Source organism: Bacillus sp. EB106-07-01-XG149 (genome assembly GCF_058791555.1).
The window spans coordinates 1101127-1116535 of sequence record NZ_JBYTDP010000001.1; the positions used below are offsets into that span (position 1 = coordinate 1101127).

The window sequence follows — 15409 nt, forward strand, 5'->3', positions numbered from 1 at the left end:
AGGAAGAATCCTTCCTTTCTCCTATAACCTTCTACAATTAGCGAGTATATCCGCCACCAAGTTGTTGTTCTGCCATCGCTACTAGACGTTTTGTAATTTCACCGCCTACAGAACCGTTTGCACGTGAAGAAGTGTCAGCTCCAAGTTGTACACCAAATTCTTGTGCAATTTCATATTTCATTTGATCTAAAGCTGCTTGTGCTCCATGTGATGCTAATTGATTAGAATTACGATTTCTAGCCATTACCAATCACCTCCTTATTTATATATAAATTGTGTTAAATTTTAATTTAAATACATGGTAATTTTTGGTTATTTATATTTTTAAAAAAAGAGTCTCTACAATGAGAGACTCTTACATCATTTTATATTAAGAAGTTACTACTTCTAAATTTCTATTTGTTAATACTTTCATTTCTTCTTTTAATATATCTTTCGCATTATGTCCAAACCATTCGAGTGAAGCAAAATGGTCAGTATCTCTCACTTCCTGAATAATCTCATTATAATTTACCACACCTTCAAATAATGGAACCATACCAATTCGACTTCCCGCTGCTGCATATACATTATTTGGTTCAAACACATGCAAATAATCTGCTGACGATATATTCTTAAAATGGTAATGTTGTATCCACGGCTTTAGTCGATGGAAGCTGTCTATTGGATCTGCACCAGACTCCCATATATGAAGAAAATCAAGGTTTATTTTCAAATTCGGATGATCTACTTCTCCTAATAATTCCAAAGTAGAAGGCAGCGTATCCGTTAACGTATTTGGATGTGTTTCTAAAAGTACATACATATTATGCTGAGCAAATACTTCACAAATCATGCGAATACGATTCACATACTCTTTTCTCTCTTGTCCCGAGAAATCTTCGCTACCTTTTTGTCCAGCAAACGTACGAATTTTGTTTGTTTTAAACCAATTAGCTAATATTGCAATTTGTTCACATTTCTCTATCGTTTTTTCAAAATCTGCTGATAATGATATGTCTAAGTAATCACTTATCATCGTAATTTCCAAGTTTTTATCCTTTAAACAATTCAATTCTCGTTCTGTCGTTTCATACTCTTGCATATACAAATTTTGTGCATGAGTCCCCCACAATTCAATTCCTTCAAAACCGTTTTCATATGCAAATTGAACAATATCAGTAAATGAAATTAATTGATGACGAAAGGAAATAGTACATAATGAATATTTCATAGGTTTGAACTCCCTTATCTTAAATTCAGTTAGCTTTTATAATACTAAGACAGACTCGTTTGTTTTCATTTCTTTCCATAATAAAAACTGTCTCTCTAATTCAGCCTTAATTTGCAGTTCAATTGCATTCATTTCATCCAACTTTTTAACAATTGATAATAACATGCCTGTATTATTCGTCATTGCCATTTTAATTGCTCGATACTGTACATTTGTAAATCCTTGTACAATATCCTCTACTCGATCACACCAATAATCAAACTCTTGCTCCGAATATTGCAACGTTTCACGGAAGTATGCAAAGGCATGTTCATAACTATATTTACGAATCGCAAGTACTGGTATTTGTTTGACTGCCGGTACAAGACCAGAAAGCGAATACCCATCTTCTTCATTTGCCATTTTTATAATTAAATTTTTCAGCTCCATAGTCAGTTCATTGTCAGTTCTTTTGAAAGTTTCTATGAAATAACTTGCTACCATTTCTTCTGTTGGCTCCTGAATTTCTTCTATATCAATGAAATACCCTCCACCAAATGGGTTATCTTGAACAGAGTGGAGCACTTTTTCTCTTTCCATATTCCCTTCCCAGCGAAAATCAGGATCTAGCATGAACCATTCTTCTTCTTTCTCCGTCTTTGATATCATCAAATAATGCGGAAACGGTTTTTGATGGAATTTATTTTCCCTCTCTGGTAATAGAGACATATCTACCATTACAATGACATAGCGATTCTCTGGCTTGTTTTCTACTAATTGTAAAAACGTTTCTACATTGCTATCCTTATCTTTTGCATGATCATACCATTCGTTCACTTTCATGCCATACAATTTTTCATACCATAATAAATAATTATCGTGGTTAATATTTTCGGAGTGATACGATATAATTCCGCCTTCTGTTATATCAAAATCGCCGTCCCATAGTCCAAAATAAAAGGGACGAAAATCTATATCGCTACGCCTTTTTATAATTTCGCAAAAACAACTCACTAAACAGTGAACTTTAATTGAAGTCATATTCTCATCCACTTTCCTAAAAGTTAATTATTCACATTTACTTCTTATACCGGCTGTAGCTCCTCCATAAAATCAAGTAAAGATCCTACAGTAAGAAATGCTTTTGGATCTACCTCATCCTCTGGAACGCATAGCTTTACATCCATTTCTATGTAAACTATGAGTTGTAACATCATTACCGAATCTATATATAAATCTTGGTTTAAACGCATCGTTTCTTCTAAATGCGTTACATTTTTTAGTTCCATTTTTTCTTTCATAATTTTCAATACTTCATTTTTTAATGTTTCACGTCTCATGTTGTAACCTCTCCCATCTCTAGTAACTTTCTACTTACTTTTCCAGTTTTATTTTTCGGAATTTCAGTTACACTTTCAATCTCATGTGGAACTTTATAAGCTGGTAAATGCTGTATACACCATTCTCTTATTCGAACCGGCTCAATATGAGAGATTACTTTCGCTTTAACTATTTCGCCCATCACAGGATGTTTCCCTCGATATACAATTGCCTCTTGAACACCTTCTAGTCGAAGCATCGTTTCTTCTACCTCTATAGGAAAGACTTTTAATCCTGAAACGTTAATCACATCATCCATGCGCCCCATAAAATGAAGGCCGCGCTCAGATTTATACCCCAAATCTTTCGTAAAAATTTCCTTATCGTTCATTTTCACTACGATTTCTTCAGGCATATTTTCATCTGAACCTATGCTTATACTCACATGAGGTAGTGGATTTCCTAAATCTAAATGGCTTTTCATATCATGACATATACTAATACAACCTGCTTCAGAACAACCGTATTGCTGCATCATATATGTTGTCATTTCTTTTAGTTTATAAAATAATGCTTCTGGCAAAGGCGCTCCGGATGTCATAATTTTATGAAACTGAAATGTTCCTTGCGGGAAACTCCCCATAATATGTAACATAAGTGGTACTGCATATATGATATGTTTTTCTGTATTGCGAACTATATTTAAGGCGAATTTAGGATTTTTATTCGTAATGATGATAGGTTTGCTTCCCCGCGTAATTGCAGATAACGTACCACATATTAGTCCGTATGAATGTGAAACAGGAGCCATAACAATCGGCACTTCATCTACTTCACAGTTTAAAGCTTCATTATAAGCCGTAATTTCTGTATCCACTTCCGCCCATGCTCTACGAATCAGTTTTGGTTCTCCTGTTGTTCCAGAACTATATTGCAATAAAGAAGGCTCTTCTAGTAAAGCGTTCACTACTTCTAATTTCGTAAAATCGCTATATTCTCCATATAATATCCCGATACAATTTGCACGCTTTGCCATTTCAATAGCCGTTTCTTTTGGCGTATCTTCATGTATAAGCAATACTGATAATTTCTTTTCTTTTAAGAAAAACACAAGCGTAATAATATCGAATGGATCTTTCAAACAAAGCGCAAATCTATTTCCTGCTGCTTTTTGAAATTGTTCCATTTCCTCATAAACTTGTAATCTCAAATCAAAATCACTTTTGCTATACTCTTGTTTATTAACGATTAGCATAATTTCCCCCTGTAACAACTGATTTTTGTTTCATAAGTTGGCTTGCTCTATACAATGGATTTGGAACTTCATGAACAAGCGATTCCACATCCATATATAATCGTCGCTTCGTTAATTGCTCAGCATAGAATGTAGGAGTGTATAGCTGAATACTTTCAAATCTATCTTTCAAGTATGGATATTTTCTAAAATGATTTTCAATTTCTTCGACAACTATCATCCAAAAAATTTCTTCTTTCCAATCATATTCGTCTGCAAGTACGAAAGCTAATTCTCCTACATTAAATAAGAACAGTGCATCTAATACCATCTCTTGTAAACATTCAATACGATTCATTTCAAAGAAATCATTCATTTTTCCATTCACATACGTTTTATGCATTTTAGTAAAGTCTGGACATTTATTCATTTCTTTTAAGAATGGACGATAAAACTCAAGTCCTTCATGGAAATCCTTTAATGCAATACGGACAGGTAGCCCTTCTTTATGAACTAAAATCATATTTTGTCCGTGTGATTCTAATGCGATTCCATGCTCTACAACAAGATGTATAACTGGTATGATCGCTTTTTGAATCAGTAATCGTAGCCAATTTTCTATCCCATATTTGTTTAACCATGCATCAATAACTGGTGTCCCGTCTTTCTCTTTTGCATATAAGCCGTTAAAGGGAACCGCATCCTCTTTCTCATTTAAATATTTATGAACGCTTTCACGCCAAATGCATCCTAATGAACCATATGTGGCTTTCTTATTCGTATCATACGTTACACTCGAAAATTCCTTTAGCAAAATAATGCGCGATTCATCCCTTAAATAAGAATCCTGACTTACGACATCACTTAACCAATTCGATATAGCTGGTGCACTCACAACTGAATATGGTTTCAGCGTACGGAGTGTTGAAGTGTTAAGTATGTTCAGCGATAACTTTACATATGGTCTCTTTGGATTCGTAACATTTCTTAACGTCCTCATCGATTGTTGCGCGCAATAATCATCCGCCGATTGTCCTAAATAAATTATATTTTTATCCTGTATATGGTCAGCGTAATTTGGAATGATGAAATTCTCCCACTGCCAAGGATGAACAGGTATAAACACGTACTGCTTTGGATCGCATCCCGCAATGTGAATTCGTTCCATATATGCTTCTAATTTATGCTCGCCTATCTCACCTTTTAAAATATTGTCATAGATTACTTCATTTTCATAACCTACAGCCGCATATTTCTTATGCGCTGCAATCCATACAATTTTTATTGGTCTCATAAATTCATATCCATATTGAAAATTGTCACGATATTGAAATCCAATTCGTGCTTTATAGCTAGGATGATATGGGTGACCGTCTATTAAATGGCACTCAAAGTCATCGTACGATTTTTGAGTATATTTCACCTTATTATGTCTTTCATATTGTGCAATCGTGTCTTTAAATATCGTTTGTTCTAATTCATGAATAAAAGAATCTAATTTCGTTTGTTCTACGTTAACAATCCGAAAAACTTCTTCCAAAAATTGAGAGACTGAGTGTATTTCTTGTTTTCCCTCTTGAACTCTTATTACTAATGAATCTATAGAGATACGTCCAAATGTCATTCGTTCTCTTCCGTAACATTCGTACGTGACACTTTTGTTGTCCTCATCAAGTCCTTGTATAAGAAAAAGAATTTGTTCTTCATTTTCTATGCGAATTGGCGTAATAATCCCCTCATAAATTAACGACTCTACTAATTGACGTAACACTCTTCTTCGTACTGAAATGTAATCTTCTGATTCAAGCGCTTTCAATATTCTCGTATGATACATGTCCACTCTCATAACTCCCTCCGCCTTACGAAAAAACACCATTATTTGTATTACGTGAAATTTTAACGTTATTTATGAACGAACAGCCACTTCTCTAACGAGCGGATTCTGTACCTGTACGTAAATTGCTTGTTCTAAAGGATTACTTAACTCATCGACATCGAAAAATCTCGTTAATAAATTTGCTTTACATGCCAACTTATCCTCTTCTAACAATTCTCTTAAAAAGGTAGAAGGTTCACGGTTATACGGAAGGAACGATTCAAGTACAGATCTTAATTCAGAGAGAAGAAATTCCTCCTTAATTAATCCTGCTGTGCCAAAACCGTTAATGAGACCAAACATATGATTAAAAATTAAGTAGTAACGAAATCTCTCATCTACAATATAATCGTCATATAAATTTCCAGTACGCTCTCCAATGCCAGCCAACTCATTATTAAGCATCTCTTTCATTGAATTACAGAAATAAAACCCTTGATTATCACGGAAATAATATTTGACCGGATAACCATCCTTTAGCTGAACAACGCTATTTTGCTGATGCGCTTCTAATGCAACACCATAACGTAAGTACATCCATACCATCGGCTTTAAAGAAATATTCATATATCGTCTAAACCAATCTAAACTTACTTCTTCACAGCTTCTACCTTCTAAATCTGCTAGTCGATGAATAATATTCGATAAACGAGTACGTTCCCCAGGTATAGCATCTTGCACTAATCCAGCAATTAAAGTAGCGTCATTTGCATGTTCACTATAAAAAGGATTCTCTCGTATAATTACTTCAAATCCAGATTCTTTTGCCCCGTAATTTAATGTAATAAATGCTGGATCACAAATAAAATCAAAACCTGGAAACTTCTCTAACACTTCACCAATTGCTGTATTTAGCATTTCCTTTCCTTCAAGACCACTCTCTAGTTCCTTCAATTTATTAATACGCATTGAATTTGTTACTTTTACTGGAAATGAAAACTTAAGCATATATTTTGATTGGGGATGATATAACGTCCTAAGTGATGATGTTGCCATATAATACTTACCGACAGGACCGATATATTCAAGTACTCCTTGATCTATCCAATCCTGTACGTATGATTGGTGTAATAGCCATTCTGCCTGAAGCGGATGAATTGGAAGTAATGAATATTCATCTTCATTACAATACTTCGATATAAATTCTTTACAAACCATCTCATCATTACGTAACTCTTCTTTTAGAATTACTGTTGTAGAATCTAACAATAATGATTTTTCATTTACTATATTTTTATGTGCCCTAAAATAATGAAGCTGACATTCTCCTTTTAATTCTGGAGAATACATTGCGCTTTTCCATTCCAAAATACCTTGTCTACTCTTTGGGGTTGGATGAGTTAAATGTCCAAATAATAAAGATTGCTCCGCTTCTATAAAGGATGTATGGAAACCGTATAATGCAGATGTATCTTCTATTCTCTCCTTTGTAAATTCTTCAATATTTTGACAACTACGAATAACTCGAAGCATAAGTTCAGCAGGATTCGTCCCTTCTCCGTAGTTGATAGACATCTCTTTTATTAAGAATGTAATAACTGTAACGTAATCTGCTTTTATAACATTCTTATTTTCTCCCATTTGATAATAAAATTGTTCTCCAAACAAATGGCGATCTGTTGCTGATTTATATATAACTTCTCCATACAAAGTAATGTGTTGTGCCGATAGCCGACAATATAAATATGTGGGGACTATATCTCTATTCAACGTATTACTGAAGATACTTTTCATTTTTTCATCCTCTGTAACCCATTCTCCACTCCCTGTTTCTCTTAAATAACAGTTTAAAAAACTTTGTAATGTTGCATGTTCTGCGATTTGTTTCGCATGCTGCATATTGGTCCTCCTCTTTATATTAAAGCTATCGAAATTTTATATAATAAACAACAATTGAATATTTCAGAATTTTTATATCTAATTTAACTTTTCTTGTTTTCTCTCTTTTCTTTAATCTAGTTAAAAATACACGAAAAAAATACTCAATTTCAAACTATATACTTACTATTTTTCATTAGTAATCCATCCAAAATAGTTAAACAAAAGAGGTATACCTTAATTGGCATACCTCTTTCAAAGAATAAGTTTACATAATAATATTATTTATATCTCTCCAACAATAGGCTGTTTCTTCTACCTGTACTCGCTCTAAAAATTTTGTATCAATTTTTTCTGGATTAAATTTTTCATAAAAATTTTTAGACGGATTATTCGTAACAACCCATACTAAAAGTGATTGCATATCATTATTTATACATTCTGATAATAGAGATTGAAATAACTTTTGTCCTATTTTCATTCCTTGATACTCTTGTAAAAGGTAGATTGCATATAATTCCCCATCACAATTATATGCACCACTTCTTTCCACTCCCCCGTCAATGAATCCGATTATTGTTTCATCTGACGTCTCTGCTACAAATCTATATTTGGATTTATCCTCTTGTTGAAAAATATTTTCCCATTGTTTTTCTCGTTGCTCATATGTTATATTTTCTAAAAATTCGTCAGCAAATATCCCTTTATACGTTGTTTTCCAGCTATCAACATGCACCTTTGCTATACCTCGTATATCATCTTTTATCGCTCTTCTAATATGTATTTCCATCATTTCTCCCCCTTGTTATTCATCATTATATCAATTTATTCCCTTAAAAATCCAAATAAAAAAAGAGTGAAGTAAATTCACTCTTTTTTATCACAATTATCTACTTTCCACTTCAACTGAAACAACACGATCAATCTCTTTCAGTGAACTATACAACTCTGTTGTATATAAATCTTCTGGAGCTAAAATAACCATTTCCAGTTGCTGAAATGCTCCATTATCTATATCTTTAATTTTCACTCGTTTCACATGCATACCTAAATTTTTAATTTGCTTAAATATACCATCTAACTCATGATGCTCTTTTACAGTAATTTTTATAGATAAATCCTTTTGTCTTAATGAATACGGACCTGCAATTTTCACAAGTTGTGGAAGTACGTTAATTGCTAAAATAATTAAAATCATAGCAACCGTCGCTTGTAAATAAAATCCTGCTCCAATCGCAATACCTAAAGCTGAAGCAGCCCACACCATAGAAGCTGTCGTTAATCCAGAAATAACATCATTACTTCTTCGTAAAATAACACCTGCCCCAAGAAAACCAATCCCACTCACAATTTGAGCAGCTAGACGCATTGGATCCATATTTGTATGTCCTGGAACAGAATATACATGTACGGCTTCAATTGAAACCATCGTAATTAAACAACTTGCTACAGAAATAACCATACTTGTTTTCACACCAAGCGGTTTATTCTTTAGCTGCCTATCTATCCCGATGAATAATCCTAAAAAGAGTGCTAAACCTAATTTGAGTAAAAATTCATATGACATATTTCCATTCTCCTTACTTTACAATGTTTCCCTTGGAATAATTCACTATAACTCTTTTATGATATCAATTCCAGTCTTTTCTATTCATTTAACGTAAAAAGCCGAAAAAACATTTGTAACGATGTTTCTCCGGCTTTTTATTATGCTTAAGATTCTTCTTTATTTCTGATCTTTCATCTTAATCTCTGCATCTTTGTAGAATGCTAATTTACTGTCATTATACTCTTTTGTAAAATTGTTAAATTGCTCTTTTGATTTTTGTGCTTCCACAGTTAATTCATTAACAGCCTTAACTTTTTCACCAATCTCTTTTAATTTCGTTTCTTTTACTTTTAATTTTTCATACAGTTCTTTTTCAGTCGCTAACGCCTTCGTATAATTTTCATTCATCTTTTGGAATGCATCATAACGGTTTTTATACGACTCTTCTACTGCTTTCGCTTGTTTTTGTAACTTCTTATCTTCAAGCTTCTCTATATTTCCTTGAACAGATTTCGTTTCTTTCTGAGCTTTTTCTAGCATTTCTTTCTCATTTTTCAATACTTTTTCACGGTCATCTACATTTGCAGTAGCTTGCTCTATCTTCTTCATAACAGCGTCATTATGATCTTTACCTTCTTGTAAAATTTGAGAATATAGTTCTTGACCTTCATTCTCTAATTTCTCTAACTTCTTCGCTTCATCAACTAATGATTTTTCTTGTGTCGCTGCTGTTTCAAAAGCTGTATATAGATTTTCTTCTGGTTTTTCACCGAAACAACCTGTTAATAGTCCTACTGATAGTGCTCCAACTACTGCTACTTTTCCATACTTCAACGTTCATTCCTCCATTACATACGGTTATCATGCCAGAAATTCACTGGGAAGTGACTCTCTTCATGATAAGCTTCAAACTCATAACCCTTTTCTTTTAACCCTTTTAAAATTGCTGGCACAGCAGCAACTGATTGTGGGTGAATGTCATGCATTAAAATAACTTCCTGTGGTTTTGTTGCATGTGTTATTACGTTTTGAGCAATTTGTGCTGCCGCTGCATCAACTTGCATTTTGTTATATTTCCAATCTAATGAATCAATTGTCCAATCCCATACTTTAAAACCGCCCTCTACCACTTTATTTCGAAGGCCTTCATTTAATCCAGGCATCGAACCGTATGGTGGACGTGTTAATTTAGGTGATTTTCCAATAATATTTGCGATTAAGCTTTGATCTTCTTTCATTTCATTTACATACTCGCCATTTTTATATAACTTCGCAAAATTATGTGTCATACTATGCATACCTACATAATGACCCTCTGCATTTTCACGTTTCACTAAATCCGGAAATTCTTTTACATTCGCTCCAATTAAAAAGAACGTCGCCTTCGCATCATGCTGTTTTAACATATTTAACAATTCAGCCGTATATTTCCCTGGGCCATCATCAAATGTAAGATAAGCAACTTTTCTTTCTTTTCCATTAAAACGACTTGGTGCCGTTTTATTCATTTCTACTTTCGGTTGTTCACTTGCAAGCTGTACTACGTTTTCTTGTTTTGCAACAGCCTTTGCTGGTGAAGTAATGGATTGAAACATGAAATACCCAATAGCTACTGCTGCAATCGCTATTAAAACGACTACTACTCGTTTAATTTTAAAAGCTTTTTCCATTCTATCGAATTCCTCTCCCTATTAATCTTATATATAAATCACCCAATATAATTATACATCTATTTATTTTATTACACTATATAAACAGACCTATATATGTATTATAGTGGGAGTTTTATCAAAATGGTTGTTCCTATTCCTTCTTTACTTATAAAATTAAGTGTGCCTCCATGAAGCTCTACCATTTTTTTAACGATGGCTAAACCGAGACCTGCACCTGTAGCATTGTTATTAATCTGGTAAAATGACTGTTCTATATATGGTAAATGCTCTTTAGCAATTCCAATCCCTTCGTCTTTCACCTTTATCACTGCTTGTCCTTCATTTTTAGTCGCTTCAATATGAATTGTACCTTTTTCATGTGAATATTTAATAGCATTTTGAACGATATTCAAGAAAATTTGCTTTAGCCTATTTCGATCTCCCATCAATTCAATTCTTTCTATCGTATTAATAAATTGAATTTGTTTCTCTTCAGCGTTAGGAGTTAATTGCCAAATCGTCTCCTCTAGTATATCGTACATTTGCACATTTTGTTTATATAAATTAAAATGATTTGATTGTAATCTTGAAAAATCTAGCAATTCTTCTACTAAATGAATCAATCGGTCTGTCTCACCTGAAATAATTCCCATGCCTTGCTTTATCTCTTCTTCTGTTAAATGATCTACCGTTTTTAACGTCTCACTCCAACCTTTAATTCCAGTTAAAGGCGTTCGTATTTCATGAGAAATAGAAGCAATGAATTCATTTTTCATCTGTTCCGCTTTTTCTATTTTATTAGACATATGATTTAAACTATATGCTAACTCACCTAATTCACCTGGATAATCCTCTTTAATTTTCTTCTTTAATGTACCTTCTGCAATTTGTGAAGAAGCATGAATAATAGATTCGATAGGTTTAACAAACGAATTCGCTAATCGTCTACTGATTAAGAATACGATACCAGAAATGACAATTCCAACTGAAATAGTAAACATAATAATTTCAATAATCTTTGCATTTACATTCGTTAAAACAGTTGTATATTTCAAAACACCGATCGTTTGTCCTTGATGAATAAGTGGACTAATCACTTCCAATTGTTTCACATTGTCTTTCGTAACAGTCACTTGATGATACATTTCTCCTTCTAGTAAAGAATACGGAATAACTACTTTACCTTCTACCTTTTGTCCACTTGACGACTGTATAATCGTACCATGTCGATCAATTAATTGTAATTCGGTTCCTTCTAACTGAAAGCTCTCAATTATATCCCCGCTGTATTCTTGCAAACGAATAAAGTATAGGGAATTGTATTCAGAGAAAAATCGCGTACTTGTCTTCGCATGAGATTCTATATATTGCACAATACCATTATAATAATATCGATAAATGGAGACTGAAAATACGACTTCAAATAATACGAGCATAAGTATAATGACCGTCATAAAATATAAAGTCACTTTTCTTTTCATCTTATACTTTCCTTCCACACATATCCTTTTCCCCACACAGTAAGAATAAATTCAGGTTCTGATGGATTACATTCTATCTTTTGGCGTAACCGCCTCATATTTACATCTACTACTTTCGTCTCACCTACATAATTCGTTCCCCAAATCATATTTAAAATTTCATCACGTGAAACCGGCTTTGAAGCCTGATTCATCAAATACTGTAATATCATATACTCTGTAGGGGTTAAATCAACTAATTGTCCACTTTTATATAATCTTTCTTCTATAACATTTAACGAAAACGGGCCAGATATGATCATATTCGCTTTTTCATCATGTACTTCTATTCTTCTTAGTAACGATTGTATACGTGCAATTAATTCCACTGGACTAAACGGTTTTGCGATATAATCATCTGCACCAATTCCTAGTCCTTGTACTTTATCTTCATTTTGTACGCGTGCGGTTAACATAATAATACCTATTTTTTTATTTTCTTCCCGGATGGATTTACAAACTTGAAAACCATCGATTCCTGGTAACATTACATCAAGCAATGCTACATCAACAGTATGTTCACATAAAATCTGTAACGCCTCTTCTCCCGTACTAGCTTCTAACACATAAAATCCAGCACGTTTCAAATTTAAGACGATAAAACTACGAATAGGCATTTCATCTTCTAAAACTAAAATTGTTGGCATAATTTCCACCTCCCTACTCTTGTTGATAATCCGCTAGCGGTTTTACATATGCTTTTACTTTTTCAAAATGTGGTTGTTTCGGTACAGCATATACGTGAGAAGCTGTTTTAACTGCTGCTTCGTATCCTTTTATTTTGAACCATTCTTTCCGCTTAAATATATGGACTTCAAGCCATAATTCTTTTGTACTTGTCTCCAAAAACTTTTGAGAATTTGATTCCTTTCGCTCATATGGTATCGTAATTTTTCCAATTAACTCTTCAGGAATTTTCACATAATATCCTTTTTCTATATCGATATATCTTTCTTCAATTGGTTTAATTCCAGATTCACTCCACTGTATGTAGCGTTCGAAAAGCGGACTATCACCATGTGATTTATCTTCCCAACCTTGTGGACGCACTGTACGAACAAATTCAATAATGCCGTCTTCATTAACATCTTTACTTTCTACAACATATTCATTGAACAAATCTTCTTTCCCATCTATAGGTAATACCTCATAATGACCCTTATCAAATTTTGCTACATACGTTATCCCTGAATGAGCGCCAACTCCTGCATCAATTACAACCGCCTTTAGTGATTTAGAAACACGGCCCATTTGTATTCTTTGAATGCTATTTATAAATGGATCGAATGATGCCTCAGATAAAGTTTTAAATTGTTCCATAAACTCAACTGTCAACTTCTCATCTTTTTCATACGTAACAAGGCTTATATCTTTCAGTCCATTTTTATTTAGATCCTCTATGAATAACTTCGTATAACTTCGATTATATATTTCCTTCATATCTTCATTTTCTTCCGAAAAAACATACATAACATGTTCTAACGATTCACGACTTACAGAAACTCCGATTAATAACTCTCGCTTCCCGTTCCCTGTAAAATCACCGACTTCAACGATATCTACATCTCCACCATCAAATCTATGCGTGGACTTTACTTTCCATCCATTTCCAACTTCTTCATAGACAGCTAAATATACGCTATGATCTTCATTCGGTAATTTATAAAATAAGATGGCTTCTTTCTTATTATCTTGTTTAAAATCCATTGACCAAATCATCTGTTTATCTTTATTAGACATTGGAGTAAGCAATCGATAATTAACAGGCAAATCTTTATCTATTTGCTCTTTTAGTTCATTAATCCATTTTTCATTGGCAGGAGCACCCATTAAACTTGTTGGAGCTTCAGACATTTTACATCCAGTCAACATAAAAATGATTCCCATAATGCCTATCCATTTCTGCATATGATATCTTTCCTTATTACAGATTTTCATTATTTTTCTTTACTTTTTGCTTCTCCAATATTCTCATACATATGAGTATAATTTTTCTAAAATAAAAAATCGTTACAGAAAAGTTACAAATCCATTCCGACAAAAAAAGATTGGCAAAGGCCAATCTTTTTTTATTATTCATTTCGAACTGGTTTTGGTGTTACACCTAAATGCTCATTTAATTTTTTTGAAATATCTTTTACATTTTTTTCGTTTGGAATGTAATAATAAATACCTCCGATACGTTTATCCGTACCTTCTATTTGCATTTTTTCCATTTCTAAATTAGATCCTGCCATATTTTTTGTAATCGCAAGCATATCATCGAAAGTTAAGTTCGTTTTCATATTTTTATCAACCGCATCAAGTAAAGAACCCATTTTGCTAATTGATTGCACAGACATCGCTTTTTTTACAATTGCTTCTATTACAAGTTGTTGTCTTTGTCCACGCATTGCGTCACTATCAATTTTACGCGTTCTTGCAAGTGCAAGTGCTTGTTCTCCATTTAAATGTTGGAAGCCTTTTTCTAAATGAATCATACCCGCTTGGTCTTTACTATCTTGCTCTGTGAAAGTAACAGGTACATCAATATCAATACCACCAAGTGAATCGACAATTTGTACGAATGATTCAAAGTTAAACTTCACATAATAATCAACAGGAACATTTAAAAATCTTTCCACTGTATCTCGTGTACTTTCAACACCACCAAATACGTGTGCGTGTGTAATTTTATCTAATTTCTTTCTAGATGGAATATATACACGTGAATCACGCGGAATACTTACTAATTTAACTGATTTATCATCTTTATTAATTGTTGCTAATAAAAGTGCATCTGTGCGAACAGCTTCACCATATTGACTTTTTCGCATTTCACTACCATCTACACCCATAATTAAAATAGAGATGTTATCCTTTAAAGGCTCAACTTCTTTATCACGTTTTGATGATTTATCAATTTGTGCATACGCATCACTTACAACAGCTTTTGCTTTATTATATATTAATGATCCATATCCTACTCCTCCAAAAATAAGTAGGAAAAATGGAATTAAAATGAACCATTTTATTGACCTTCTTTTAGAACGTTTTTTATTGCTTCTCGTATTTTGTTCTAATTCAGAGCTCATCTTCATTCGCCTCTCTTTCTCTTTCCCTAGTATAATGTATGTCTAGTATTCTTCATATTGAATTTCCTTTCAAACACCTTACATTTTTGTAAGGTTACATGATGAATCCAATATGTATTCCATTTCACATTATACTCTCGTGCTTATTTTTGGCAAGTCACTATTTTCCAACTT

At 33.2% G+C, this 15409-nt stretch carries 15 protein-coding genes; all 15 read right to left on the reverse strand.

Annotated features, from left to right (window positions below; genetic code table 11):
• Positions 1–37 precede the first annotated feature (37 nt).
• A complete protein-coding gene (locus AC3WTA_RS05655; protein WP_000113545.1) occupies positions 38–244 on the reverse strand; it encodes an alpha/beta-type small acid-soluble spore protein in 207 nt (68 codons plus the stop codon).
• A gap of 126 nt (positions 245–370) precedes the next feature.
• Entirely contained in the window at positions 371–1213 is an 843-nt protein-coding gene (asbF, locus tag AC3WTA_RS05660) for a petrobactin biosynthesis 3-dehydroshikimate dehydratase AsbF (protein WP_000877690.1), read from the reverse strand.
• Positions 1214–1249: 36 nt separating this feature from the next.
• Complete coding sequence (gene asbE / locus AC3WTA_RS05665) at positions 1250–2233, reverse strand: petrobactin biosynthesis protein AsbE (protein WP_000200723.1); 984 nt, start codon at positions 2231–2233, stop codon at positions 1250–1252.
• Positions 2234–2277: 44 nt separating this feature from the next.
• Positions 2278–2532, reverse strand: coding sequence for a petrobactin biosynthesis protein AsbD (asbD, locus tag AC3WTA_RS05670; RefSeq protein WP_001250755.1), 255 nt, complete (start codon positions 2530–2532; stop codon positions 2278–2280).
• A complete protein-coding gene (asbC, locus tag AC3WTA_RS05675; RefSeq protein WP_000909562.1) occupies positions 2529–3767 on the reverse strand; it encodes a 3,4-dihydroxybenzoic acid-AMP ligase AsbC in 1239 nt (412 codons plus the stop codon). Before asbC ends, asbD begins: the two co-directional genes overlap by 4 nt.
• On the reverse strand, positions 3754–5592 hold the full coding sequence (locus tag AC3WTA_RS05680; protein ID WP_002203456.1) for an IucA/IucC family protein: 1839 nt from the start codon (positions 5590–5592) through the stop codon (positions 3754–3756). The genes asbC and AC3WTA_RS05680 overlap by 14 nt, the downstream gene beginning before the upstream one ends.
• A 60-nt stretch (positions 5593–5652) precedes the next feature.
• Positions 5653–7461, reverse strand: a complete 1809-nt coding sequence (locus tag AC3WTA_RS05685) for an IucA/IucC family protein (protein WP_001163360.1) — start codon at positions 7459–7461, stop codon at positions 5653–5655.
• A gap of 247 nt (positions 7462–7708) precedes the next feature.
• Positions 7709–8230: a GNAT family N-acetyltransferase gene (locus AC3WTA_RS05690; protein ID WP_000402425.1), complete on the reverse strand. Its 522-nt coding sequence runs from the start codon at positions 8228–8230 to the stop codon at positions 7709–7711.
• A 96-nt stretch (positions 8231–8326) separates the two neighbouring features.
• Positions 8327–9007: an MgtC/SapB family protein gene (locus AC3WTA_RS05695; protein ID WP_000119502.1), complete on the reverse strand. Its 681-nt coding sequence runs from the start codon at positions 9005–9007 to the stop codon at positions 8327–8329.
• A gap of 159 nt (positions 9008–9166) precedes the next feature.
• Positions 9167–9823 (reverse strand): YkyA family protein, encoded by a 657-nt coding sequence (locus tag AC3WTA_RS05700; protein ID WP_000873560.1) that lies wholly within the window; start codon positions 9821–9823, stop codon positions 9167–9169.
• Between the two features lie 14 nt (positions 9824–9837).
• A complete protein-coding gene (locus AC3WTA_RS05705) occupies positions 9838–10659 on the reverse strand; it encodes a peptidoglycan-N-acetylglucosamine deacetylase (RefSeq protein WP_000409390.1) in 822 nt (273 codons plus the stop codon).
• Between the two features lie 101 nt (positions 10660–10760).
• Positions 10761–12122 (reverse strand): sensor histidine kinase, encoded by a 1362-nt coding sequence (locus AC3WTA_RS05710; protein ID WP_000824509.1) that lies wholly within the window; start codon positions 12120–12122, stop codon positions 10761–10763.
• On the reverse strand, positions 12119–12808 hold the full coding sequence (locus AC3WTA_RS05715; RefSeq protein WP_001142159.1) for a response regulator transcription factor: 690 nt from the start codon (positions 12806–12808) through the stop codon (positions 12119–12121). The genes AC3WTA_RS05710 and AC3WTA_RS05715 overlap by 4 nt, the downstream gene beginning before the upstream one ends.
• A 13-nt stretch (positions 12809–12821) precedes the next feature.
• On the reverse strand, positions 12822–14069 hold the full coding sequence (locus AC3WTA_RS05720; RefSeq protein WP_001174819.1) for a hypothetical protein: 1248 nt from the start codon (positions 14067–14069) through the stop codon (positions 12822–12824).
• A 164-nt stretch (positions 14070–14233) separates the two neighbouring features.
• Positions 14234–15235 carry an LCP family protein gene (locus tag AC3WTA_RS05725; protein WP_000093640.1) on the reverse strand — a complete coding sequence of 334 codons (1002 nt, stop codon included), beginning with the start codon at positions 15233–15235 and terminating at the stop codon, positions 14234–14236.
• Positions 15236–15409: the final 174 nt, after the last annotated feature.